The sequence below is a fragment of the Acidiphilium multivorum AIU301 genome, assembly GCF_000202835.1.
Lineage (GTDB): Bacteria > Pseudomonadota > Alphaproteobacteria > Acetobacterales > Acetobacteraceae > Acidiphilium > Acidiphilium multivorum.
The window spans coordinates 238,770-263,012 of record NC_015178.1 but is presented as its reverse complement, the minus strand read 5'-3'; the positions used below and the strand labels follow the sequence as shown (position 1 = coordinate 263,012).

Below are 24,243 nucleotides of genomic sequence, written 5' to 3'. Positions count from 1 at the left end.
CGATGTTCTGGTGGATATCCTTGCTCCAGGCTGAATATCGAGATATCTTTAATCAGATATTTGAATATCTTGAGGCGCCCATGCCCCTTTATATCCGCGATGATGCGACCGCCGAGCTTGTCGCCAAACTGGCGAAAGAGCGGGGTTTAACCAAACAGGATGCCGTGCGGCTTGCGGTGCAGGCCGAGCTTGACCGAACCCGCGAAGCCAAGCCCTTGCGCGAGCGCCTGCGTGAGTGGCGCGAAGCCAATCCGCTGCCGCCGCCCACAGGGTTGAAGGCAGACAAGGCGTTTTTCGATGATCTGTCGGGGGAGGGGGAATGATCTTCATCGATGCCTCGGCCCTGATCGCGATGATCGCCGGCGAGGAGGATGCCGACATGCTGGCGGATCTTCTGGCCCAGGAACGCACCCGTCTCGTCTCGCCGGTTGCCATGTGGGAGGCGACGGCCGGGCTCTGCCGCAGCTTCGGCCTTTCGATGGACGGTGCCCGGCAAAAGGTGAAGAGCTTTATGAGCGCGCTCGAGATCGAGGTCATTTCTCTTGGTGAGCGTGAATATGATCTGGCAATCCAGGCTTATGCCGATTTCGGGAAGGGGCGGCATCCGGCCGCCTTGAATATAGGCGATTGCTTTGCCTATGGCGCCGCCAAATCTTATCGGGCAGCGCTGCTGTTCAAAGGTGATGATTTTTCCAAGACAGACATTCGCCGCGCCGAAATGAACCTTTGAGGTTCCTTGAACTTCGCTGCGCTTCTTCTTAAGGGGTCACCGCACGATCTGTTCAAAATCGTACGCTAAGCGTTGGCGGGCTGCCTGGCGAGGGTACGATAGATGGTTGGGCGGGAGACGGAGAATAGGTCTGCGAGATCAGTGATGGAATAATTGCCAGTGTCGTACATGCGGCGCAGTTCTTTTTGTTGTCTTTCGGATAGCGTCGGCCTTTTGCCGCGTAATTTTCCTTTGGCGCGAGCGATGGCCATGCCTTCTCTGGTACGTAACCGGATCAGGTCGGCCTCAAACTCTGCGAAGGTGGCGAGAATGTTGAAGAACATCTTCCCCATTGGGTCGGTTGGGTCATAGACGGCCGCGCCGAGCGCGAGTTTGACACCGCGGGTAATGAGTTCATCGGCGATCGCACGGGCATCTGGAACGGAGCGTGCAAGGCGGTCGAGTTTTGGCACGACCAGGGTGTCGCCTTTACGCACCGCCGCCAAGGCTTGAGCAAGCCCGGGGCGGGCACGATTGGTGCCTGTGAGGCCATGGTCCGTATAGATGCGGTCCGGCTTTACCCCGAGCTGTTCGAGTTCGGCGCGTTGCGCGGCGAGATCTTGCCGGTCGGTTGAACAGCGGGCGTAACCGATCAGGGTGTGGGCCATGCGGAATTGTAACGTATGACCCCCCTTCATTGCAAAAGATATCGTACCAGTTAAATGATCCATCCGTTGCCGAGGGAAACAGCCACCAGTGCCAGGCCGTTACATCTGTCCGTTGAACGATCCTCTTGCGGACGCACGGTGGGCGCTAATTTTCTCATCAACCGGAACCCGATATGCCACTCCGCGTTCTTTTATCCGCTGAACAACGAGCCCGTTTGTTTTCAATTCCAACGGACATGGCCTCCATGAGCCGGCATTACGTACTGGATGCTGCTGACCTCGCTATGGTCAGGGTCAGACGCCGGGCAAGCAACCGGCTCGGCTTTGCCGTGCAACTCTGTGTTCTCCGCTTCCCAGGCCGCACTCTGGATCCATCGGAATATCCACCGGCGCCGGCGCTGGCTTTTGTTGCTGAACAGATCGGTGTCGATCCTTTGTTGTTTGCGGAATACGCGCGCCGTGCTGAAACCCGTCGGGAGCATTTGGTCGAGCTCCAAAAGTTCACTGGTCTGCGTAGTTTTGGCCTCGATGACTGGCGCGCCTGCCTACATGCTGGTGCGGATACGGCTTGGGCCACAGATCGCGGCGAACCCATCATCCAGGCTATGCTCGTTCATCTGAGAGAAAGCCGGGTATTGCTTCCCTCGGCGACAGTGTTGGAGCGAATTGGACTGGCCGCCCGTGTCCGAGCACGCAAGAAAACATTCGAGGTGCTGGCAGCCGGGATGGCCGATGCGGAGCGCAGTGCTCTGACCGAGCTGCTGACGGTCGATCCCGAGTTGCGTCGCTCCCGTTTTGCCTGGCTGCGGGATTATTCGGAATCACCAGCTCCCTCCAACATCGTCTCCCTGCTCGATCGCCTCGAATATGTCCGCGCCATGGGCATTGATCCCGCACGGGCTGGTCGTATCCATGCTGCCCGCCTGGTCCGGCTGACCGACGAGGGGGCGCTCATGACCGTGCAGCACATCGCCGATCTGGAGCCGGCGCGGCGCACAGCCATTCTCATTGCCCAGATCGCAAGCCTGGAAACCCGTCTGACGGACGCGACGCTTGCCATGTTCGAGAAATATGTCGGCACTTTGTTCAGCCGGGCGCGCAACCGCGATGAGCGTCGGTTTCAGGCCACGCGGCGCGATGTCGCCAAGGCGCTACTGCTGTTCCGCCGGACGATCGCCGCCCTTCGCCAGGCGAAGGAGGCCGGAGAAGATGGGATCACCGCCATCGAGCGCGAGATCGGCATGAACCAGCTCGAAGATGTGCTGCCGATCATCGGCGCCGTCGCCGATGTGGCGGATCAGGATATTTTGGTCACGGCGGCCGAGCGATATACGGTGCTCCGCCGGTTCAGCCCCCGCTTCCTGGCCGCCTTCGATTTCCGGTCGAATATGCCGAACGATCCCGTTCTGGCCGCGATCGAACTTCTCCGCGCCCTGAACCGTGGCGCGATCCGCAGCTTGCCCAAGCGGCCGCCCTCCACGTTCCTGCCGCCGCAGTGGCGGAAATTGATTTTTGCCGGCGGCACAGCCGACCGGCGGCTCTATGAAACAGCGGTGCTGGCCGTGCTGCGCGACAAGCTGCGGGGCAGTAATATCTGGGTCGCTGGCAGCCGCGATTACCAGGCGTTCGAGACCTATCTGCTTCCGGCCGGGGCGGGTGCGGCCACCGGCATCGATGGTGAGGCCGATCCCGATCGTTACGTCGCAAGCCGGGCAGAGATGCTGCGCGAGCGTCTGACCTTCGTGGCCGCCCGGGCCGCGCAGGGCGACCTCGACGGGGTGGAGATTGAGGACGGCAAACTTTTTATCGCCCGCACGCCGCCCACCGTGCCCGACGCGGCTCGCGATCTGGCGCTGCGGCTGAACAGTATGCTGCCGCGGGTGCGGATCACCGAGGTTTTGAGCGAGGTCGATGCCTGGACCGGGTTCACGGACAGGTTCGTGCATCTGCGCACCGGTAACCCCGTCACCGACAAAGCGGCCCTGCTGGCAGCGGTGCTCGCTGACGGCACCAATCTTGGCCTTGCCCGCATGGCGGACGCCTCGCGCGGTCTCAGCTATCACCACCTGGTCAATGTGGCCCAATGGCACATCAGCGATGACAATTATGTCGCCGCCCGCGCCGCCATCATCAATGCGCACCATGCACACCCCATGGCGGCAATCTGGGATGATGGGACAAGCTCGTCTTCGGACGGGCAATATTTCCGGGCCGCAGGCCGCGCCGGAGCCGGCGGCTCGGTAAACGCCAAATACGGCATCGAGCCGGGCGCGGTGATCTACACCCATGTTTCCGGTCAATACGGACCGTTCCACACGCGCGTCATCTCCGCGACGATGAGCGAGGCGCCTTATGTGCTCGACGGGCTGCTGCATCATGTCCACCAGACCGATCTGCGCATCGCCGAGCATTATACCGATACCGCCGGCGCGACCGATCATGTCTTCGGTCTCTGCCATCTGCTGGGTTACAGGTTTGCCCCCAGGATCAAGGATCTCCGGGACCGCAAGCTCTACACGATAGAAAAGCCAGGCACCTGGCCGCTGCTGGTGCCGCTCATCGGCGACGCCGTCGAAACCACCGCCATCCTCGGGCAATGGCCGGAGTTGATGCGGTTAAAGGCATCCATCAATGCCGGCACTGTTCTGCCTTCCGTCATCTTGCGGAAGCTGGCCGCCGCCGGTGGAGGAAACACTCTGTCCAGGGCGTTACGGGCTGTGGGGCGGATCGAGCGCACCCTGTTCACCCTGCAATGGCTGTCCGATCCCGCTCTGCGCCAGCGCAGTCATGCCGGGCTCAATAAGGGCGAGGCCAGCAATGCCCTGCGCCGCGCCGTATTCTTCCATCGCCAGGGTGAAATCCGCGACCGCACCTTCGAAAATCAGAGCTTCCGGGCCTCCGGGCTCAGTCTCATCACCGCCGCCATCGTCCACTGGAATACCATCTATCTCGACCAGGCCGTCCAGCACCTGCGGGCCCAGGGTACGGCAGTGCCCGATGATCTCCTGGCGCATGTCGCGCCGCTCGGATGGGAACACATCGCTCTGACCGGCGATTATGTCTGGAATCCCGCCAATCCCAATGCCAGCTTCAGGCCGCTACGCGATGTTCGCGCTCCGTTCATACCCCGCGCCGCTTAGCGTACGATTTTGAACAGATCGTGCGGTGACCCCCTTAACCTCTACTTCCGGTAGTAAAGAGGCGCCGCGGGATGGACCGGCTGGTCAGCAAAATTTCGGAATCCGAGATGATGCAGCGCTGGCGCGCGATCGAGCAGGCCCATGCAGCGAATAACCGCCAGGGTTATGTTCATCACCCGGAGCTTGAGGCCGTGAATGAGCGGTGCATTCGGGGTGAGATCGACATGGCGGGCCTGGATCGCCGGATGATCGCCGCGATCCGGGCCGGGCGCTAATGCCCCAGGTTCGGTTTGTGGGGATGGCGGAAGATCCCGAGCCGCACCGCAACACTGGTCCGGACATATCCTATGAGCCCGATCTGACCGATGGCCTGTGCAACAAGGTTGGTTTGCGCAGCCCTCCCGCGCGTGCCGGGGAAGGGTAGGGGGCCGAGGTAGGGCCGTCCGATTGCGCCGGACGATACAGAGCACGTTGAGAAGGAGGACAGCGATGGACCCGAAGCCACCAATCATCTCGCGCGATCTGGCCGATCTGATGCGGCCGGGCGTCATGGTGGAGATCGACCCGGCTGAGGTCGAGCAGCTGGGACTGGTTGAGGAAACGGCACTCGATGAGGCGGATGCCTGGGAGTCCAATGCGGACGTGGAGAACACCAACGAGGCCACCCATGGCCGGTGATTATGCCCAGACGGTTGCCGCCTCGATCGTCAAGCAGTTGGAGGATGGCACCGCACCCTGGGTGAAGCCGTGGGAGCCCAGCGGCCTCCGGTTCATTCCCTACAACGCGATCACCGGCAAGGATTACCAGGGCGGCAACGCAATCTGGCTGATGGCAGTGGCCGAGATGAAGGGCTACAGCGATCCGCGCTGGACCACCTACAAGCAGGCGCAGAGCCTCGATGCCCAGGTGATGAAGGGCGAAAAGGGCACGCTGATCCAGTATTTCAAGAAGTTTGACCGGGTGCCGGTGAAGGACGAGCAGGGACGGCCGGTGAAGGATGCCGAAGGCAATCAGGTTTACCGCAGCGTCGAGCTGGAACGGCCGCGGGTGTTTTCGGCCGTGGTGTTCAATGCCGAGCAGATCGCCGGCATGCCGAAGATCGAGGCCCGGCCCGCCCTGGCGGAATGGGAACGGCACGCCGCAGCCGAGCAGATCATGAGCAATTCCGGGGTGCCGATCATCTACCGGCCCGGCGACCGGGCCTTTTACACCCTGGCGCAAGATCGGGTCACGATGCCGGAGCGCGACCAATTCAAGACGGCGGATCGATTTTACAGCACGGCGCTGCATGAACTGGGGCATAATGCCGAGATCCGGATTATGCCGCATCTGCTCGGCAGGGCGCGGTTGGCGGTATGATCGCACCAATCCCATTCGGCATAATCTTCATCGCTCCAACAACATGGAGCACGACGATCATGCCTCAATATTTGCAGACCTGCATCGAGCCGTATCTGGACTCGTTCGCCGAGAGCTTTGCGGCGGAGAATTACACCGCCGGCACGGTCAAGACCTACCAATCGATCCTGCGGAAGGTGGGGCACGCGATGGATGTCGAGGGCATCAGTCCTTCGGCGTTGACGCTCGACATGGCCGAGCATCTGGGACGCAAGGTGCCGCGCAAGAAGACGGGCTCGGTATGGCCGTATAGGTTGGCCCGCCGGTTCGCGCAGCATCTGCTCGATATCGGCGTCACGCAGCCGGTGCCGTTGACCGAGGCGCAGCAGGCGCGCGCGACCCTGCTGGCGAACTTCGAGACCTATCTGGTCAAGCATCGCGGCCTGAGTCCGCGGACGATCTATCACACGCTGCGGTTCGCCAACCGGTTCCTCGATCATCGCTTTGGTGATGCGATAGTTGATCCGGGGCGGTTGCGGCCTGCCGACGTGATCAGCTTCATCGAGCATGTGTTGGCAGGCGCGCGTCGCGACAAAACGGTGGCAACGCATGTTCGTATCTTCCTGCAATATCTGTTCGGCAGCGGCGCGACAGCGACCAATCTGGCGCTGAGCGTGCCTAGGGCGGCGAAGCGCTGGGGCGCACGACTGCCGCGCCATCTGTCGCCCGAGGGCGTCGAGGCGGTGCTCGCCTGCGTGCGCGACAGCCCCCGGCACGGCGCTCGGGACTATGCGATGCTGCTCATCATGGCCCGGCTCGGCTTGCGCGCTGCCGAGGTCATCGCGATCCAGCTGGACGACATCGACTGGCGCGCGGGCGAACTCTTGGTGCGTGGCAAGGGGAAGCTCCACGATCGCGTGCCGATCAGCGCGGAGGTTGGCGAGGCCCTCTGCCGCTATCTGCGCGAGGAACGCGGACCCGCGTCCTGTCGCACGATGTTCGTCACCCATCGCGCGCCGTACCGTCCGTTCAAGGACAGCCAGATCGTCAACGCCGTTCTCAAGGATGCGCTGAAGGCGACTGGCCAGAAGCCGGTAACGCCCTATGTGGGATCGCACCTGCTGCGTCATAGCCTTGCCACCCAGTTAGTGAACTCGGGTGCATCGCTCGACGAGGTGGGCGATGTGCTGCGGCACCGCTCACGCACATCAACGATGATATATGCCCGTCTCGACATCGATGGGCTGCGGTCAGTGGCAATGCCTTGGCCCGTGGCGGGAGGCGCGCAATGAGCCTCACCTTCCAACTCGACCGCTATCTGGCTGTGCGGCGCCGCCTCGGCTACGACCTGAGCACCAGCGAGCGCATCCTTCGCCGCTTCACGCGGTTCGCCGACAGCGAGCGTGTGACGCATATCGACACGGCGCTGTTCCTGCGTTGGCACGCTACGCTCGGCGAGGCCAACGGCATGACGCGAGCGGCGCGGCTTACCGCCGTGCGCCTCTTCGCGCAGTGGCTGAGCAGCTTCGATCCGGCGCATGAACCCCCACCACGGGGCCTGTTGCCGGACACTGTCATGCGCTCGCGTCCGCATATCTACAGCAATGCCGAGGTCGCTTCGATTATCGCGGCCGCAAAGGCGCTGCCGTCGATCTGCGGGTTGCGCGGGCTGACTTGCTCGACACTGTTCGCGCTCATCGCGGTCACGGGCTTGCGCATCAGCGAGGCGCTCGCGCTCGATGGGAACGACCTCGACGCCGATAATGGTGTGCTGCGCGTCCGACAGGGCAAGAACGGCAAGGAGCGGTTGCTGCCGCTCGACCCCAGCACCGTCGAGCGACTGCTCAACTATCGCATCGAACGCGATCGGCTGATCGGTCATCCGGCGGTGCCGCTGTTCGTAACCGACAAGGCGACCCGGCTCACCGACTGCACGGCCCGCTACAACTTCGCGCAGGCGTGCCAGCAGATCGGCTTGCGATCCGAGCAGCAGTACCATCGGCATGGCCGAGGGCCACGCATCCACGATCTGCGCCACACCTTCGCCGTGCGCACGATGATCGACTGGTACCGGACCGGCAAGGATCCGGCGCGCGAGATGATCCGGCTGACGACCTATCTGGGTCATAGCAGCCCTTCCCGAACATACTGGTATCTGGAGGCGGTCCCGGAACTGCTCGATCTGGCGATAGCCCGTGCCACCGCGAGCGGCGGGGAGATGGCACAATGAACGCCGTCACCTTGCCCGCGCTGATCCAGCGCTTCTTCACCGACCGGCTTTGCACGCAACTGGAGGCGAGCCGACATACGGTCGCCGGCTATCGCGATACGTTCCGGCTGCTGCTCAGATATGCGAGCGCCCGCCGCAAAAAGCCGCCGGTCAACCTGACGGTCGAAGACATCGACGCCGATCTGGTCGCGGACTTCCTCGCCCACACCGAGACCGCGCGGGGTAATAGCGCTCGCAGCCGTAATACCCGGCTCGCCGCGATCCGATCGTTCTTCCGCTTCGTCGCGATGACCGATCCGACTTGGCTGCTGCACTGCCAGCGCATCCTCGCCATGCCCAATAAGCGCTATGTGAAGCGTGCGGTCACGTTCCTCGATGCCGAGGAAATGGCGGCGCTGTTGGCGGCTCCGGATCGTACAACATGGGCGGGGCGGCGCGATCACGCTCTGCTCCTGCTTGCGGTCCAGACAGGCCTGCGGGCTTCCGAACTGGTCGGCCTCACGCGGGGCGATGTCGTGCTGGGGACCGGCGCGCACATCCGTTGCATGGGCAAGGGCCGGAAGGAGCGCGCCACCCCGCTTCGCCGCGAGACAGCCAAGCTGCTGGCGACGTGGATCGGCAACGACAAAGATGAGGGCAAGCCGCTGTTCCCGTCGATCCGGGGCGAACGGCTGAGCCGTGACGCTCTTGAGCATCTGGTCCGCAAGCACTGCCTCACGGCGTCGCGCGCGTGCCCGAGCATCGGCACGAAACAGGTCACGCCACATACGCTGCGCCACAGCACGGCGATGGACCTGCTCCACCACGGCGTTGATCCTGCGGTGATCGCGCTCTGGCTTGGTCACGAGAACGTCGAGACCACCCAAATCTACATCCATGCCGACATGCGGATGAAGGAAAAGGCGCTCGCTCGCGTCGCCGCTCCAGCCACGCCGTCGGGCCGGTTCCGGCCCGACGATCAACTCCTCGCGTTCCTGGAAGGGCTCTGATTATGCCGAACAGCCGCATGGCCAATGCCGGGCTATCCGGCCTCCAGCGGAGGCCATGCGGCATAATCCGGATCGCGGCATTATGCCCCTTATGCCGACATCGGCATAACGGCCACGCCACAGGGCACCCCTCGCGGCTGAACCGGCCGGATCTCGGCACGCCGTTCGGATCGGAAGCCTACGCGCGGGAGGAGCTAAGGGCGGAGATCGCCTCGCTGATGATCGCGGACAAGCTGGGCATCGGCCATGATCCGGGCCAGCATGCGGCCTATGTCGGAAGCTGGATCAAAGCCTTGCAGCAAGACGCGCGAGAGATCTTCCGGGCGGCTGCCGATGCCGAGAAGATTTCCGGGTATTTGATGGCGCTGCGAGCCGAGCAGAAGGCAGGGCAGATCACTGGCCGGGCTGACAGCCAGACGGGTGAGCAGGCGCGTGGTTACTGGCAGCGGGCCGCTGAGAGCGGCGCGGAAATCCGGCGGGCGGAACGAGCCGAACAGCCCGAGCAGGAGCGGCAGGCACGGCGTGCAACGGCAGGGCGGTAAATCATGAGGATCTGCCAACTAAAAACCCGCTTCTATCCCGGCCAGCGACAATCTGTCCTCCGAGGCCTATCCGGCGATCCACGCGGTGCGTCAGGCCATATCCATAGATGAAATGCCGGACCACGACAGGCTCAAAGGACTTTTGCGGATAGAGGATGGCGTTCGGTCATTGCGGACACTTCCAGCCAATCGGATCGGCGCAAAAAAAATGGCGACCATTGCGGCCGCCAAGTTTAGGGAGGAAACGTCCAACGGGGCATGAGCCCCGTGTGATGAGATATAGCTCAGCCAAGAGAGGCTTCAACATGAATTTTGTGCGACGCAGCATAGCTTTGGAAACGCATCTGCGGCCACGACAAGAAGGCGTTACATCGCATTGAAATCTTGGCTTAAGAACGCGCTATCTGCGGCGGACATGGGGTTTTGGAAGCCGGCATGATCCTGAGTGACGCTAAATCAACCAGGCCGGAAAAGATGGTCATGGTGTCCGGCCTGTCCCAGGCGAAGCCAAAGCCCAGGGAAAAAATGGCCGCCCGCCCACTGGTTCCGGCCGGCGCCTTCGTCGTGGTTCAGGTAGATTCCTGTCCGGACATCAGCGCCTATTCCAGACATCGGCTGTCGCTATCGGCGGGTTGCCCGCCGCACACGATATAGGTGATACTGCATCCCGACCGGTTTCCTGTGCACCGAGAAGCCGGCCGTCGTCCGGAAGTCAAATCTTCTGGCGCGTGCAACCAACATGGATGCAGGATCTGATTGGCCTGTCAGAAGTTACACCTGGAGTTCGCCGAATGAACCAGACAGTCCCCCAGATTGATCCCGAGCTCGAGGCCGAGCGCCGGCTTCTCGAGGCCGCCATCGCCGAGGCGCGGGCCGATCCTCGTCCAGGTGTACCGCATGAAGAGGTGCGCGCCGATCTCCTGCGTGAGATCGAACGGCTGAACCGGAAGATCTCCGGTCACTGAGCGTGCGGGTCGAATGGCATCCGCTCGCCTTGGCGGACCGCGATTCCATCGTCACCTATCTCGAACCTCTGAACCCCCATGCGGCAGCGAATCTGTTGCGCTCTTTGGTCCTCGCCGGCGACAGCCTGGCGCTGTTTCCCAACCGGGGCCGCCTCGGCCTGGTTGCCGGCACCCGCGAACTGGTGGCCGTGTGGCCGTATCTGATCGTCTACGAGATCGACATGAACGCCGATTTTGTTCGAATCCTCCGCATCTGGCATGGTGCCAGGGACCGCAGTGACGCATTACCGTGAGATCGATACGGCCCCTTCAGGGCCGTCTTGGGGGTTCGTATAACATCCCCCGGATTTCTCATTTTGATACAAACGACAGCCAATCAGACCTATTTCACCCAAGGTTTTCCTTGTGTTTAGGTCCCCGGAATGTTGGCTCCCCCGCTGGTCTGACCGTTGTCATCGTTCTCTTTTTGTACCCGCCACCAGTGACCTTGCGCGTACGGCTTGCAGGCCGTGCCGCACCTGGCGTCGGTTCGTTGCCTCATCGGTTTCGTGATCGCCGCCATTCGCTCGCTCCAAGTATTCGCGCCGCCATCGCCCGCTTCTGGCGGGGTGCTTTGACAGTCTCGGTTGCACGTCTACTATGGGGTCGGTTGCCGGCCTACGCGGCATATATCTGAAGACTTCACGGTGACTTCTGCCGAAATTCCATAATGCAGAATTCTGGGGCAATGAGTGCCTCTTGGCTGAGTCCGAAACCCAGCTATAATTTTGTCAGGTAGACGTAAACGGGAATGAAAAACGCTATGACAAACCAAATAAAAGTTGGCGATGTTGTAAGACTTAAGTCAGGATCGCCTGCAATGACCGTCAACAAAATCGATATACCTGCGTCATTTGGAGTATCTTCTGGAGTACAAAGCGCCTGGTGTGAATGGTTTAATAATGGAAAAATGGAATCAAGCGTATTTCCTTTAACAAGTTTGACATTAGATGAATGAAGTGACGGTTAAGGGGTAAATTTGCGCCTTTGGTTTGAAGTCTCGAAAATCAAGATTGTTGTACCGCAGCAGCGGCTTTGTCGATTAGCCAACCGAGGCACCCCCTATTGGGGGTCAGTATTGGTTGTAGAATGCCATGTAGTTCGTTGACACGTTCACCATACGTTGCTTCGATTGGGTCGTTCTGGCGGTTTCCGTAGAAGATATCGAGAGCATTGTCGTAGTGTTGCCTGCTCGAAGATGCGGCTGCCGCGGCAAGTAGAGAAGCACCTTGTACAACCAGTGGTGGCTGTTGAAAATCAGACTGCTTCAAAATTCGAAAATTCGTGTCGAGAGAGGCAAAGAAATCGATGAACGCTTTCGGAATTTCCTCAGATATCGGTGATTTAAGATAATAATTTATTATTAGAAATGACCTCTGAAATTGCCAGAGTGTTTTTCGAAGTTCTTCGATCTTCTTTTCGGTGTCAAGATTATTGGGAGATACCAAGCGTAATAGCTTGACCTGCACAGCGAAGTCGTGCGCCGAATACAGGCATTCTTCGGCTAGTTGAATTTTTCGTCCGCCGAGCACCTGCGCGCGCCAAGTGCCTAGTGCTGCCCACGCGGCGATAAGAATCCCCACTGTAAGGAGGAAGCTGCCAAAGGAAATCCAATTTGCAATCAAGGCTACGGAATCAGAGGTATCGCTCATGTCTTTACCATAAGCGGATTAGTCACCTCTCCAAATAGACAAAACTACCCCCGGCAGCCCCAGAATGGGGCGTAATGCATAACTCATCCTTGTATGCGGTGGTAGAAAAGTAGGCCATGTAGCGAAGCAGCAGGTTGTGTCGGGAAAGGGTGAATGGTGGTCCGCATACGTCGCTTTGACGAGAAAGATGCTCAGGCCCTAGCCGACTTGATGATCGAGATGGCTGGTTTCTACGGAGCCACTATCAGTTCTGATCTGGTAGTCGCTGAGGACGTGCTTCGCCGTGCCCGGCAGGTGGACATCATCGTAGCCCACGACGATGTTCGACTTCTCGGCTTTGCCACGTTCACCTCTCTCTACCCCGTCGCCGGCCTGCTCACATTCACTTACGTCCAGCAGGTTTATGTCGGCCACGCTGCACGCCGCCGTGGCGTCGCACAGAAGTTGATGGCTGGGATTGCACAGGCGGCGAAGGCCGCAGGAAGCACTAGGATCGAATGGTCCACCTCAAGAGAAAACGTGGCAGCGCGGTCGCTCTATGACGGGCTGGGCGCAAACGGGTCTGACAAGATTTATTATGTGCTTGAGGGGTCAGCCCTCGATCAATTAGCCGCACGAGGACAGCAAGACGCGTAGGTCTGGTTTCCCCCAAATGCGCTGAGTCTGCACGAAAATCAAGATTTTCATACCAGCCCCGCCCCGTAGGCCGGAAGCGGGGCTTTCTGTTGCATAAGTCCGGTGCATAGTGCCGGCATGATTTACGGCTATGCACGGGACTCCACCGACGGCCGGATGGGGCGTTGGCCATTCGCTGGAGCCTGGGCTTTGAGGACCTGGCGTTCCTGAATGCCAAGCCGGCCGGCACCTGGCTCGGTTTTGCCGCGCAGCTCATGATGTATCGTGCGACAGGAAGGTTTGGCCGGGCTGCCAGCGAGTTCCCGGACGCTGCAATCGCATATCTGGCCGAGCAGACCGGAGCTTTGACTGCGGACTTGGCGGCGTATAACTGGTTTGGATCACTATGTCGGGAGCGGATTGATCGGGAGGGGGAACCGGACTAACATTATGATGGCGGTGGGTACCGGGGGATCGTGCGATGGGGCTTACTGTTAAGCAACTGTCGAAGGTGCAGAAGCATCCGAACTTCTGTTGGCTGCGCGAGCGGGCTGATCGGGGCGAGTTATTGCCGGCGGCGACGGTCGAGACCAAGTTGCGGATCGCGATCGACGAGACGTTTCCGAAGGATGGACGGGCGACCCAGGAGGCGATTGCGCAACTCGCGAAGTCGGCCGGGGTCGATTGGGGGCAGTTCTGGAAGCCAGAGACGGTGGCGACCGGCACGGTCGCGGTGAGCGGTGCGACCGAGATCAGGGGGACCGACCGGCTGATGGCGCAGGCGGTACGGATGGCGATCGGCGCCAACGTGGGGCGCAGCGCGCCGGGGACGAGTGGGATCAACCACATCCATGTCGGCGGCAACGCGCATAAGAACCTGCTGTTCGTGGCAGAGACCGGCAAGCTGCTCGGCGTGGTCGATTTTCACATGGACGGCGACATGACCGGGGGCCAGCGCAACCAGGTGGAGAAGGTCGGCAAGCGGATTTCGGAGGCGACCAGCCCGGTCACGGTCAGGGGCGACACCGTGAGTTGATCCTGCCCTCGGCCGCGCTTGACAGTCCACGGCGATCGCGGACAGTGCGGGTCGGGAGGGACCTGGATGGATGAGGGGTTAGGCGAGGGTCTGCAGCAGCATCGGCTCGATCCGGTGCGACTGGGCGCGTATCTGGAGGGGTGGATTCCGGGGCTGGCGGCACTGGTCGCGGTGCGATCCAGACCGGGATGATCGAAGCGATCGCCGCTCTGCACGCGGTGCCGTATCGTGCGGTGGGGCTGGAGGGGTTCGGCCTGCCGGATCGGTTTGTGTAGTGAACTGCAATCATCGGTGCTTGGGATCGCAATCATCGGGCGGCTGTGCCCGGAATGATTGCAACAGGTTTTTGGGGTCTGGCCCGAAATCATTGCACATGGGCGCATAACGGCTGCAACTGGGATCGCAATCATCGGTGTCGTGCCCACGCTGATTGCACCGGAGCGTTGGTTGAATGCTGGGGTGCCGGCAATCAAACGACCGGTTTACTGCCTGCCGGTGGAACGCTTCCGAAACGGCTTGACCGGCCCCCAGTGAGTGGTGCGTGTTGGAAGTTAGTGCATTCTTGTCTCCGCCGCCATGGCCGGCCTTCGGTGGAGCGAAGCGGAACCGGAGGGCGGCCGTGGCGGCGTCGCGGTTTCTGGGGGCGGCGGGCGATATCCGAGCGAACTGTGCGGCCTGCCGGTGTTGTACAACTCGATCGCAGCACGCCCACAGGACGGAAGAGGGTTACGTCGCAAACTTTTCCGGATGGCGGAGTAGCCCGAGCTAGGGACACTATTATGCCGCGAGCTCCGCGAAGGTCTGAAACGCGCTGGTGCCGTTGGCCGGGATCTGGCCTTTTCTGATCACGTGGGCGGCCTCAATCCCGGCGATGGTCGCTGCGGCCGAGTGGAACGCCTTGAAGCCCATCATCGGGCCGGTGATCTGCTTGATGAAGCGATGGTCCTGTTCAAGTATGTTATTGAGGAATTTGACCTGCCGGACCTCGATGGTGCGTCCATCGCCGGTGAATTTCAGGATCACATTCACCGCCTGCAGGCCCGCAAGATTTGCACCGCTTTTGTCGATGACAACCCGGTCGGGCACGCCGTTGGCGGCAATTGCCCGTTTGAAGAACCGCCGGGCAGCGGCCAGATTGCGGCGCTCCGAGAGCATGAAATCAAGAGTTTGGCCATCCCGGTCCACGGCACGGTAGAGGTAGGTCCACTTGCCCTTCACCTTGATGTAGGTCTCATCCATCCGCCAGGAGGTGGCGGTCGGCCGCTTCCTCGCTTGCGCCTGGGCCGCGATTAGCGGCGCGAACTTCACTACCCAGCGGTTCAGCGTCGCGTGGTCGACGGTAACCCCCCGCTCCCCAAGGATCTCCTCCAAGTCGCGGTAGGAGACGGCGTAGCGCAGGTAGAAGAATCCCGCGTACAGGATCACCGACTTCGGATAGTGCACGCCCTTGAACTCGATCACGTCGCCGGCCTCTAGCTAGTCGCCTGTGAACTATGTGATCTGGCGGTGCGTGAAGCCGGGGCTTGGTGAGCGGTTTGGTGCAGAGAGCCATGCGACGAGGGCGCAAAGAAGCCTGATCAGCCATCTGCGCAGGAGGCGGAGGTTGTGGCCGGCGCCGGCGAGGACGGCGTTGATGGCATCACCGTCGACGCCGAGCAGGAAGTTTCGCCCCAGATGGCCATTGGTCTTCATGTGGCCGATGACGGGTTCGATGGCTGTGCGTCGGCGCAACTCGCGGCGGATGGTGGGGGTGATGCCGCGTTTCTGGCGGGAGATGAAGATCCTTCTGCCCTCGGCTTCGACGCCGTGGCCGCGATAGGCGCGGGCGACGGCAACGCCGGTGATCCGCTCGACCTGCTCGATCTGGCCGGCCAGGGTGTGGCCGTCATAGGGATTTCCCGGCTGGCTCTGCATGCCGAGAACGAACTGACCGCCGGGTGCAGCGGCGTTGGTGGTGGCGATGGAGACCTTCACGCCGAATTCGAAGCGCGTCCTGGCCTTGCCCTTGCCGATGCACTCCACCTCAGGTGCGTGCAGGGAATAGAGCTTGTCGGCACCGCGGTCGGAGCGCTTCTGGCGAAGCAGGCGATTGATCACGCCCAGCGTTTCGGCGAACGCGGCCTTCGCTTCAGCGTTGCCTGCGATCTTGCGGGTGATGTCACGAGCCAGCCGGCCCAGCCAGGTTCGCAGCTTGCGCACGCGAGCCTCGGCCTCGTGGCGTTTGCCACCATGGTGCAGGCGCGCCGCCTCCTGCCTGGCGTAGCGCGCGACCCGGCGATACGACTGGCGTAGCGTGATGCCGTGCCGGCGTGCCATCCGCGCCAGTGTCTCGATGCCTCTGTGCAGGAGCTTGCTGTCGGTCGGATGCGTCACGGCCTTTGGCTGGACCGTGGTATCGATGGTGACCCGCTCGTAGTGCTTCTCCGCAACGGCCCCACCCCGCTCGGCCGCCGCCAGCGTCTCGGCGAGCAGGGCCTCCATCCGCTCCGCCCCGATCCGCTTGCGCCAGCGCGTCATCGAGGATCGGTCAAGGGGCAGCGTGTGCTGGAAATGCGTCTCGCCGCAGAATGCCTGGACATACGGACTGTCGAGATAGCGCGCGCAAATCGCTTCGTCGGACAGCCTATCCATGTGCTTGAGAAGATGCAGCGCCACCATCAGGCGGGTCGGCAGCGCCGGACGTCCCGCCGCCTCGGCGTAGAGTGCGCCAAAGCGTTCCTCGAAGACCCGCCAGTCGATCAGCCGGGCCAGCCGCGTCAGGGGATGCCGCTGGTCGATGATGTTCTCCAGCCGCGAGCGGAACAGTTCGAGATCATCCTGCGAGGCATTCAGCTTCGGCGGCATTCTTTCCTCCACGCCAAACACATGATGTTCGGCATCAAAGGGAGAGAATCACGATCGCGACCACCGCGCAACGCTCCAACGGCTTTGCAAGGCTTTTCCACTCAGGTCTCCAAGACCTTGCAAATCCCAATATCGCCCGCCGCTAAATCATCGCGGCAAGATCAGCAAAATTCGATTTTTCACAGGCGACTAGCTAACTCTCTGACAACGCCAAAATATCACGCGCGCTCAGAACGTCGAAAGTTTGCGCCAGAACCATCGGACTTACACGAGATCAAAAATCAGCATTTAGCAGCCATGCCTACATCATGACTGTGAGCCTTGATGACCGACAAGCTTCGAAATTTGCAATTGCTCCAACGCAATCCGCAGGGCGGAGTTGATATGCTCTATTGATGCGGCTTCCGCTTCGTCGGCATCGTGCCTGACAATTGCCGAATAAATGCGCTCAACTTCAGCAACGCCAGACTTGCTTCGGCCTTTCGTGGCGATTGTAGTGGCTCGGAGGTGGGTGATGCGTCCGTTCAGAGCCGAAACGACATCCCATGCAACCGATCGACCAGCTGCATGGAACATGATCTCGTAGAATTCTGTTGTAGCTTGAAGAACAGCGGCCGGATTATGAGCGGCATAGCCGTCACGAATGCGATCTAGCCCGCGAGCTAAGGCTTCGACGTCTTCTGCTGTCGCATGTTCGGCACAATGGCGGGCTGCAAGTGATTCGAGCATCGAACGTAGCTCATATATCTGCCGCACTTTCGCCGTATCTGGACTCGCTACCGCGGGACCGTGCCCGGGAATGACCTCCACCAATCCTTCGGATTCGAGGTTTCGTAGGACTTCGCGAACCACGCTGCGACTGACGCCCAGACGTTCACAGAGCTTTCGCTCTACCAGGCGTTCGCCAGGTCGGAACTGAAGAGTGAGAATCGCGCTTCTGACCTTTTCAAGCGTAAGCTGCCGCAGAGTCTTTGTGGCGCGATTCACGAGCATTGTATCATCGCCTAATTCCGGCATGCTGCCTTCGTCCGTTCCCATCTCATCCTCACGATCCACCTTAGCCAACCGCAACGGTGCTTGACTGTCGCTGATAGACTGCTTGACTCAATTTTCATACCATCTTATGGTATACCATAATATTGTTGCGGCGGGAGAGACGATCGATGCCATTGGAGTTGAGAAAACTCGTTACCCACACGGAAGTGCTTTGGACTGAAGGCGGCAGAGCGGTGCCTAAGATGTCGCGACTGATGGCTGTCGCGGCGGTCCTGCGTAACCCCTGGGCAGGTTCCGGATTTGTGGAAGATCTGGCTTCGGAGATAAGGGAAGTAGCCCCGGAACTCGGACATCTGCTGACCGAAGAAATTCTGAAGTTGGCGGGAGGTGGGGGAGCTGTAGAAGGATACGGAAAGTCGGCGGTCACGGGATCGAATGGAGAGATCGAGCACGGCTCTGCCCTAATCCATACCCTACGCTTCGGAAACCATTATCGCCGCGCCGTTGGGGCCAAATCCTATCTGGCATTTACGAATACACGCGGAGCGCCGGGTGCCTCAATCCAGATCCCCTTGATGCACAAGCACGACGAAGGGATGCGTTCGCATTACGAAACCGTCCAGTTCTCGATCGACGATGCCCCGGGGCCGGACGAGATCGTCGTCGCCCTTGGCGCCTCCATCGGTGGTCGACCGCATCATCGCATCGGTGATCGGTATAAGGATCTACAAGAAATGGGCGATCTTCATGGCTGAACAGGGCCTGTCCGCCGGTTGGCACAAGGGCACTCACTACATCCGCGCCGGTGCCGGAGAAGTGCTGTTGCTGATCCACGGTGTCGGGATGAATTGCGGATTCTGGGCGCCGCAAATCAATGCCTTCTCGCCGGAATGGGACGTCATTGCCTACGACACTCTAGGGCATGGCGGCAGCCCGCTGCCGTCGGACCCTGCAACCCTCGCTGAGTATGCGGCACAGGCGATTGACCTGCTCGACGGGCTCGGCGTCGGCCGCGTGAAGGTCGTGGGTCATTCCATGGGTGCTCTTATCGCCCTTGACTTGGCGTTGCGTCATCCAGACCGAATTGGCGCCGTGGTTGCGATGAACGCGGTCTACCGCCGCTCACCCGAGCAGCGCGCGGCGGTCGAGCGCCGTGTGCGGTTGTTGGACGACGATCACCCGGCAGACTGGCAGCAATCTGCGATGGATCGCTGGTTTGGCGCCCGCATCTCGCCGCAATGTATGCCTGCGGCGGTCTGGGTCCGCGCCGCGCTGGGCTGTCTTCGTCCGGAAGGCTACCGCCGTGCCTATCGCCTGTTTGCGACCGCTGATGCGGCGCATACCGGCCGGCTCGGCCGCTTGCGCCTGCCAGCGTTGTTCCTAACCGGTGAACTCGACGGGAACTCCTCCCCCGCAATGGCAAGGCAAATGGCAGCTGAGGCACCCGATGCCCGCGCTCTTATCCTGAGTGGAGAACGTCACATGATGAGTCTCGCTTCGCCCGTGACAGTCAACGCCGCGCTGCGTGATTTTCTGGAGGAAGATGCCACGCTTCCCCTTGTGGCAGGATGATGGGGGCGACGATGTTCGATTCCCGCGATTTCCGCAGAGCCCTCGGCGCGTTTCCCACCGGCGTCACCGTGGTTACTACTCGCGAACCGGATGGCACACCCAGGGGCTTCACGGCCAACTCGTTCACGTCGGTGTCGCTCGAGCCGCCGATGGTGCTGGTCTGCATAGCCAAGGCCGCCGCGAGCCGCGGCGTATTCGAGGCGGCGGAGGGTTTTGCGGTCACTATCCTGAAAAACACCCAGAAGCCGATCTCCGCTCTGTTCGCATCAAAGGACGCTGACAAATTCGCACGGGTCGCGTGGCGCTCCGGTGCCGCCGGCCTGCCGGTGATCGAGGGAGGCGCTGCCTGGTTCTCGTGCGCGCGGGAACGCGCGATCGATGCGGGGGACCATGTGATCCTACTTGGCCGGGTGCTCGATTATGGTCATGCCCCCGAGGAGCCGCTCGGCTATTGCCGGGGAACCTATGTCGATTTCGCCCTCTCGCAAAGCGCAGTTTCCGCGCTGGGCCGCGAAATCCGGGTCGAGGCCATCTTGGAGCGCGACGATCGCGTGCTCCTGCTGCGAAGCCTGGACGGTTGCCTCGCTCTACCCGGCGGCGCCACCCTCGGCCCACGCTCGAGCCCCACTTCGCTTTACGGCTTCCTCGAGACGTTCGGTCTCAGGGCGCAGTTGGATTTCCTTTTTGCCGTCTTCGAAAATCCGGACATGGCAGCGATGAGAATCGTCTACCGAGGCACCGCGAGCGGCGGGATCGCTGGCGCCAACGTTGAACCCCACCCGCTGACGGCGATCCCGTTCGAACGCGTGGCCGACCCCGCGTCTCGTAGCATGCTCGCACGCTACGTGCGCGAGAGAACCGATGGTTTCGGTGTTTACGTAGGCACAGCGAGCGAAGGTGTTGTCCACACAATAGATGAGGAAGCAATCGCATGAAGTTCTCTCTCTTCGTTCACATGGAGCGCTTTGATCGGAATCAGACCCATGCTGGTCTGTTCCGGGAACTGGAAGAACTCGTACGCATTGCTGAGCAGGGAGGCATGGAGACGGCGTGGATCGGTGAGCACCATGCTATGGAATTCACGATCGCTCCGAATCCGTTCGTGAATCTTGCCTATCTTGCCGCCCGCACCGAACGCATCAGGCTGGGGACAGGCACGGTTATCGCGCCGTTCTGGCACCCAATCAAACTGGCCGGTGAAGCCGCTATGCTCGATATTGCCAGCGGCGGCCGGCTCGATCTGGGCATCGCCAGAGGCGCGTACAGCTTCGAGTATGAGCGCCTTCTGTAACGGGCCTATGGGTGTCAAGTCCCTCGTTGAGAGCTGTACCATCGCCGGTGTCTTGCTTCTGTCCGCAGTCGGCGCTGGTCCGCTGCTTCATGGGGTCTGATGAGGACCGGTCGGCCAATCTCAAGATGCGCAGTCACCGAATGATGCTGCCGCGCTCATAGCGGCCTGGCCTGATCCATCGTCCCGGCGACGGGACCTGCTCCGGACGAGAGGTGTCAGCCTCGCCCGAACTTGATATCTCCTCCTGCTTCTATTTTGTGCTCATGCTTATGCCCGCGGCGCTGCCGCCATCGTGGCGTCGAACGCAGTGCCGCCGGCTAGCATCCGATGCAGCACAACGGCGAGCTTGCGGGCCAGGGCCACCTTGGCCTTGCGCATCCCCGCGCGAGCGGCCACGCGCATCGCCCAACTCTTCAGCGTCGATCCTTTCACTGGCCGAGTGAGAATGACGTTCGCCGCTTCGTAGAGCGCGGTGCGGACACCGACGTCACCGATCTTCGAGATCCGTCCCGTCACATCCGTCTCGCCCGACTGGTACTTCCGCGGCGTCAGGCCGAAATGCGCCCCGACCGTTCGTGACGATCGGAACCGAGCCGGATCGTCGATTGCCGCCACGTAGGTCAACGCCACGACCGCGCCGACGCCGGGTGTGGACATCAGCAGCCGAGCTTTCGGGTTCCGCCGTGCCAGGCTCCGAACCTGCGCCTCAAACTGGCCAAGCTGACGACCCAGTTCATCGCTGGCCGACAGCAGTGCTTCGGCGATCATTTGCAAGGTCGGATGTCCGGCCACCAGCTCACGGACACGGTCGGCAAATGTCCGCCGTGTCGTCGGACCGACCTTCAGCCCGAAGCCGCGGAGAATGCCGCGCAGGCTCATCTCCACGTCATGCAGCTTGCCCTGGACCAGCTTGCGTGCCGTCAAGATCGCCCGCAACTCCTGGGCCGCCATCGACTTGCAGTGCACCGGCCGGAACCAGCCAAGGCGCATCAGCTGCGCAATGCCCCGGGCGTCCTTGCGATCCGTCTTCACCGGCATCGTCCTGAACGCCGCCCGCACATGCCGCGTCTCCAGCAGCTCAATAGGAAAACCCGCCTCCCGCAGGCCCGCATATAGCCATTGCGACAGCGGGCCCGCTTCAAGGCCAATCCGGGCGAAAGCAACATCTGATTGTCGCAGCCAGTCGATCAGCGTCTCTGGTTCCGTCGCCACCTTGCCCTCGCAAACCACCCGACCCGTCGCGTCGATCACGCATACCGCCGAGCTTTCCAACGACACGTCAATTCCTGCATAATGCTCCATGGTTGTCCCTCGATGATGCTTGGAGCAGGACCATCCTGACTCCGTTCAAACTCACACCATCATTCTGAGGGACAGCCACCCAATCCGTCATCTCCAGATGACCGGCCCGTTACCCCATCTCATGCCGGGACTGGATGCTTGGAATGCCGGGCAGCGCATGCGGGAACTCATTCCAGCGGTCGAGAAGCTCTGGTCAGGCGACTATGCGCATGACGGCGAGTTCTGGCGCTTCCCGAAGAGCACATCGGTTCCGAAGCCCTTGCAGCAGCCGGCGCCTCCGATCTGGGTCGCTGCGCGAGATCCCAATTCCCATGAATTTGCCGTTTCGAATGGCTGGAATGTGCAAGTGACGCCCCTCGCGTCGGGAGATACTGAAGTGGACACGCTGATCGCCCGTTTCGGCGCGGCCTGTACGGCACATCAGAATCTGCCCCGGCCAAAGATAATGCTTCTGATGCATACCTATGTCGGTCAGAATGAAGCAGATGTAACGCGAGCTGCCGAGGATCTCAGTCGTTTCTACTGTTATTTCGGGAGCTGGTTTCTCAACAAGAGGCCGGTGCGAGAAGGATTCATCGCCGAACTCGACGATGATGAGATCAAGGCTATGACGAACTACGCACCGGAGACGATGAGACGCAACTTGGTCATCGGGACCGCGGATGAGGTGACGGAACGCCTCCGGCACTATGAGGCTCTGGGTTACGATCAGTACAGCTTCTGGATTGACAGCGGCATGCCATTCGATCGCAAGAAGGCGTCATTGCTGCGCTTCATTCACGAGGTTATGCCGCGTTTCGCGACGTCAACCCCGACCCGAGCGGAAGAGCCGGCGCTATGATGCGACGTTTCCGGCAGTATATTGATGGTGAATTCGTCGATGCGGCACGGAGTTTCGAGAGCATCGACCCGGCCACCGGTGATGCTTGGAGCTTGATGCCCGAAGCCGACGCGGCAGATGTCGACCGTGCCGTCACTGCAGCCCATCGGGCTCTGCATGACCTCTCGTGGAGCGGGCTGACCCCCACCGCGCGTGGGCGACTCCTCTACCGGCTGGGAGACCTGCTGGAGGAACAGGCTCAGGCCTTGGCCGAGCTTGAAACGCGGGATACCGGCAAGGTCATTCGCGAGACGAGCGCACAAGTCGCCTACATCGCGGAATACTACCGTTACTTCGGCGGGTTGGCCGATAAGATTGAAGGCGCGCACCTTGCTGTCGATAAACCCGATATGGAGGTATATCTACGGCGGGAGCCGATCGGCGTCGTTGCGGCGGTGGTGCCGTGGAACTCCCAACTCTTTCTGGCCGCGGTCAAAATTGGTCCCGCACTGGCCGCCGGTTGCACTGTTGTGGTCAAGGCATCCGAGGATGGGCCGGCACCTCTTCTTGAGTTCGCACAACTTGTCGATCAGGCCGGCTTCCCTCCTGGTGTGGTGAACATCATTACCGGATTCGGCGATCCTTGCGGTCAACGTCTGACAAGCCATCCCCTGGTTTCCAGGATCGCCTTCACGGGCGGCCCCGAAACCGCGCGGCACGTCGTGCGCAACAGTGCCGAAAATCTATCTCACGTAACGCTGGAGCTTGGCGGCAAATCTCCCGTGCTGGTTTTCGATGACGCCGATCTCGACAATGCATGCAACGCCATCATCGCCGGGATCTTTGCAGCAAGCGGGCAGAGCTGCGTTGCCGGGTCGCGGCTGCTGGTCCAGAACAGCATCCATGACACTCTAGTTAGCATGCTCTCCGAAAGAGTCGGGAAAATCAAGATTGGCGATCCCAGCGATCCGGCAACCGAGATGGGCCCGCTCGCGACCGCGCGACAGCATCGGAAAGCTGTGGAAGTGATCCAATCCAGCGTGAAGGCGGGCGCCGTGCTCACCGCTGGAGGGAAGGTTCCACCGGGACACGAGCGGGGATTTTATCTTGAACCGACGATTCTGCAGTGCCCGAACAACGATATTCCCTGTAGCCGCGAAGAGCTCTTTGCGCCCGTCCTGAGCGTGATGCGTTTCGATACCGAAGCCGATGGCATCGCCTTTGCAAACGATACCTGCTTCGCGTTGGCAGCTGGTATTTTCACGAACGATCTACGTCGTGCCCATAGGCTTATCAGAAGTGTGAAAGCTGGTGTTGTCTGGGTGAACACTTATCGGGCGATCTCACCGGTTGTTCCGTTTGGTGGGTTTGGGTGGAGTGGGTTGGGCCGCGAGGGCGGTCGGGAATCGGTTATGGAATATACGCGGCCGAAGGCTGTCTGGATCAACAGTTCGACCTGTCCGTTTCCCGATCCGTTTATCATGCGCTGAAGGA

The 24,243-nt window shown here is 61.1% G+C and carries 28 protein-coding genes and 3 pseudogenes; 24 read left to right on the top strand and 7 right to left on the bottom strand.

Going from position 1 to position 24,243, the window contains the following annotated elements; genetic code table 11:
* Positions 1-20 precede the first annotated feature (20 nt).
* Both ACMV_RS18350 and ACMV_RS18345 read left to right on the top strand, forming a co-directional pair.
* The gene (locus tag ACMV_RS18350; protein WP_231844541.1) at positions 21-323 is read left to right on the top strand and encodes a type II toxin-antitoxin system VapB family antitoxin; all 303 of its coding nucleotides are present in this window, start codon (positions 21-23) and stop codon (positions 321-323) included.
* Complete coding sequence (locus tag ACMV_RS18345; RefSeq protein ID WP_007424916.1) at positions 320-730, top strand: type II toxin-antitoxin system VapC family toxin; 411 nt, start codon at positions 320-322, stop codon at positions 728-730. The genes ACMV_RS18350 and ACMV_RS18345 overlap by 4 nt, the downstream gene beginning before the upstream one ends.
* A gap of 65 nt (positions 731-795) precedes the next feature.
* Here ACMV_RS18345 and ACMV_RS18340 read toward each other — a convergent pair whose 3' ends face one another.
* A complete protein-coding gene (locus ACMV_RS18340; RefSeq protein ID WP_013635075.1) occupies positions 796-1,377 on the bottom strand; it encodes a recombinase family protein in 582 nt (193 codons plus the stop codon).
* A gap of 173 nt (positions 1,378-1,550) precedes the next feature.
* On the opposite strand from ACMV_RS18340, the gene ACMV_RS18335 reads away from it, so the two are divergent.
* From ACMV_RS18335 to ACMV_RS20315, 12 genes are all read left to right on the top strand, one after another.
* Entirely contained in the window at positions 1,551-4,517 is a 2,967-nt protein-coding gene (locus ACMV_RS18335; protein ID WP_013635074.1) for a Tn3 family transposase, read from the top strand.
* A 71-nt stretch (positions 4,518-4,588) separates the two neighbouring features.
* Complete coding sequence (locus ACMV_RS18330) at positions 4,589-4,792, top strand: antitoxin VbhA family protein (protein ID WP_013635073.1); 204 nt, start codon at positions 4,589-4,591, stop codon at positions 4,790-4,792.
* A gap of 214 nt (positions 4,793-5,006) precedes the next feature.
* Entirely contained in the window at positions 5,007-5,195 is a 189-nt protein-coding gene (locus tag ACMV_RS18325; RefSeq protein WP_013635072.1) for a hypothetical protein, read from the top strand.
* On the top strand, positions 5,185-5,877 hold the full coding sequence (locus tag ACMV_RS18320; RefSeq protein ID WP_013635071.1) for an ArdC family protein: 693 nt from the start codon (positions 5,185-5,187) through the stop codon (positions 5,875-5,877). Before ACMV_RS18325 ends, ACMV_RS18320 begins: the two co-directional genes overlap by 11 nt.
* Before the next feature lie 59 nt (positions 5,878-5,936).
* Complete coding sequence (locus tag ACMV_RS18315) at positions 5,937-7,148, top strand: tyrosine-type recombinase/integrase (protein ID WP_011930445.1); 1,212 nt, start codon at positions 5,937-5,939, stop codon at positions 7,146-7,148.
* Positions 7,145-8,086, top strand: coding sequence for a tyrosine-type recombinase/integrase (locus ACMV_RS18310; RefSeq protein ID WP_011930444.1), 942 nt, complete (start codon positions 7,145-7,147; stop codon positions 8,084-8,086). Before ACMV_RS18315 ends, ACMV_RS18310 begins: the two co-directional genes overlap by 4 nt.
* Positions 8,083-9,075, top strand: a complete 993-nt coding sequence (locus tag ACMV_RS18305) for a tyrosine-type recombinase/integrase (RefSeq protein WP_011930443.1) — start codon at positions 8,083-8,085, stop codon at positions 9,073-9,075. The genes ACMV_RS18310 and ACMV_RS18305 overlap by 4 nt, the downstream gene beginning before the upstream one ends.
* 2 nt (positions 9,076-9,077) lie before the next feature.
* A complete protein-coding gene (locus ACMV_RS22055) occupies positions 9,078-9,617 on the top strand; it encodes a zincin-like metallopeptidase domain-containing protein (protein ID WP_013635070.1) in 540 nt (179 codons plus the stop codon).
* Between the two features lie 435 nt (positions 9,618-10,052).
* Positions 10,053-10,271, top strand: a complete 219-nt coding sequence (locus ACMV_RS20320) for a hypothetical protein (protein ID WP_013635069.1) — start codon at positions 10,053-10,055, stop codon at positions 10,269-10,271.
* A gap of 137 nt (positions 10,272-10,408) precedes the next feature.
* Entirely contained in the window at positions 10,409-10,582 is a 174-nt protein-coding gene (locus ACMV_RS21265) for a hypothetical protein (RefSeq protein ID WP_013635068.1), read from the top strand.
* A gap of 2 nt (positions 10,583-10,584) precedes the next feature.
* The gene (locus ACMV_RS18295) at positions 10,585-10,875 is read left to right on the top strand and encodes a type II toxin-antitoxin system RelE/ParE family toxin (RefSeq protein ID WP_007424918.1); all 291 of its coding nucleotides are present in this window, start codon (positions 10,585-10,587) and stop codon (positions 10,873-10,875) included.
* Positions 10,876-11,441: 566 nt separating this feature from the next.
* Entirely contained in the window at positions 11,442-11,579 is a 138-nt protein-coding gene (locus ACMV_RS20315; RefSeq protein WP_231844540.1) for a hypothetical protein, read from the top strand.
* Positions 11,580-11,628: 49 nt separating this feature from the next.
* Here the strand turns inward: ACMV_RS20315 and ACMV_RS20310 are convergent, their stop codons facing one another.
* A complete protein-coding gene (locus ACMV_RS20310) occupies positions 11,629-12,273 on the bottom strand; it encodes a hypothetical protein (protein WP_148361029.1) in 645 nt (214 codons plus the stop codon).
* A 153-nt stretch (positions 12,274-12,426) separates the two neighbouring features.
* On the opposite strand from ACMV_RS20310, the gene ACMV_RS18285 reads away from it, so the two are divergent.
* The 4 genes from ACMV_RS18285 (at position 12,427) to ACMV_RS21895 (ending at position 14,199) form a co-directional block, all read left to right on the top strand.
* On the top strand, positions 12,427-12,909 hold the full coding sequence (locus ACMV_RS18285) for a GNAT family N-acetyltransferase (protein WP_013635066.1): 483 nt from the start codon (positions 12,427-12,429) through the stop codon (positions 12,907-12,909).
* Positions 12,910-13,073: 164 nt separating this feature from the next.
* Positions 13,074-13,334 (top strand): DUF4158 domain-containing protein, encoded by a 261-nt coding sequence (locus ACMV_RS18280; protein WP_013635065.1) that lies wholly within the window; start codon positions 13,074-13,076, stop codon positions 13,332-13,334.
* A gap of 35 nt (positions 13,335-13,369) precedes the next feature.
* Positions 13,370-13,924 carry a hypothetical protein gene (locus tag ACMV_RS18275; protein ID WP_013635064.1) on the top strand — a complete coding sequence of 185 codons (555 nt, stop codon included), beginning with the start codon at positions 13,370-13,372 and terminating at the stop codon, positions 13,922-13,924.
* A 140-nt stretch (positions 13,925-14,064) separates the two neighbouring features.
* Positions 14,065-14,199 (top strand): hypothetical protein, encoded by a 135-nt coding sequence (locus tag ACMV_RS21895; RefSeq protein ID WP_013635063.1) that lies wholly within the window; start codon positions 14,065-14,067, stop codon positions 14,197-14,199.
* Between the two features lie 276 nt (positions 14,200-14,475).
* Here ACMV_RS21895 and ACMV_RS21655 read toward each other — a convergent pair.
* From ACMV_RS21655 to ACMV_RS20295, 4 genes and pseudogenes are all read right to left on the bottom strand, one after another.
* Positions 14,476-14,613 (bottom strand): annotated as a pseudogene (locus ACMV_RS21655) (IS3 family transposase); the annotation flags it as partial.
* A gap of 88 nt (positions 14,614-14,701) precedes the next feature.
* On the bottom strand, positions 14,702-15,385 hold the full coding sequence (locus ACMV_RS18270; protein ID WP_013635061.1) for an IS6 family transposase: 684 nt from the start codon (positions 15,383-15,385) through the stop codon (positions 14,702-14,704).
* A 30-nt stretch (positions 15,386-15,415) separates the two neighbouring features.
* Complete coding sequence (locus tag ACMV_RS18265) at positions 15,416-16,768, bottom strand: IS5 family transposase (protein ID WP_013635060.1); 1,353 nt, start codon at positions 16,766-16,768, stop codon at positions 15,416-15,418.
* Between the two features lie 306 nt (positions 16,769-17,074).
* Positions 17,075-17,806 carry a GntR family transcriptional regulator gene (locus ACMV_RS20295; RefSeq protein WP_199436944.1) on the bottom strand — a complete coding sequence of 244 codons (732 nt, stop codon included), beginning with the start codon at positions 17,804-17,806 and terminating at the stop codon, positions 17,075-17,077.
* 125 nt (positions 17,807-17,931) lie between these two features.
* On the opposite strand from ACMV_RS20295, the gene ACMV_RS20290 reads away from it, so the two are divergent.
* The 4 genes and pseudogenes from ACMV_RS20290 to ACMV_RS18250 form a co-directional block, all read left to right on the top strand.
* Entirely contained in the window at positions 17,932-18,519 is a 588-nt protein-coding gene (locus tag ACMV_RS20290; RefSeq protein WP_013635058.1) for an amino acid synthesis family protein, read from the top strand.
* On the top strand, positions 18,449-19,336 hold the full coding sequence (locus ACMV_RS18260; RefSeq protein WP_049796648.1) for an alpha/beta fold hydrolase: 888 nt from the start codon (positions 18,449-18,451) through the stop codon (positions 19,334-19,336). Before ACMV_RS20290 ends, ACMV_RS18260 begins: the two co-directional genes overlap by 71 nt.
* A gap of 11 nt (positions 19,337-19,347) precedes the next feature.
* On the top strand, positions 19,348-20,271 hold the full coding sequence (locus tag ACMV_RS18255) for a flavin reductase family protein (RefSeq protein WP_199436942.1): 924 nt from the start codon (positions 19,348-19,350) through the stop codon (positions 20,269-20,271).
* A pseudogene (locus ACMV_RS18250) lies at positions 20,268-20,624 on the top strand (LLM class flavin-dependent oxidoreductase); the annotation flags it as partial. The gene ACMV_RS18255 and the pseudogene ACMV_RS18250, both read left to right, overlap by 4 nt.
* A gap of 270 nt (positions 20,625-20,894) precedes the next feature.
* Here ACMV_RS18250 and ACMV_RS18245 read toward each other — a convergent pair.
* Positions 20,895-21,929: an IS110 family RNA-guided transposase gene (locus tag ACMV_RS18245; protein ID WP_013635054.1), complete on the bottom strand. Its 1,035-nt coding sequence runs from the start codon at positions 21,927-21,929 to the stop codon at positions 20,895-20,897.
* 118 nt (positions 21,930-22,047) lie between these two features.
* Between ACMV_RS18245 and ACMV_RS18240 the strand changes: the two are divergent.
* Positions 22,048-22,770: pseudogene (locus ACMV_RS18240) on the top strand (LLM class flavin-dependent oxidoreductase); the annotation flags it as partial.
* The gene (locus tag ACMV_RS18235) at positions 22,767-24,239 is read left to right on the top strand and encodes an aldehyde dehydrogenase (RefSeq protein WP_013635052.1); all 1,473 of its coding nucleotides are present in this window, start codon (positions 22,767-22,769) and stop codon (positions 24,237-24,239) included. The pseudogene ACMV_RS18240 and the gene ACMV_RS18235, both read left to right, overlap by 4 nt.
* Positions 24,240-24,243 lie beyond the last annotated feature (4 nt).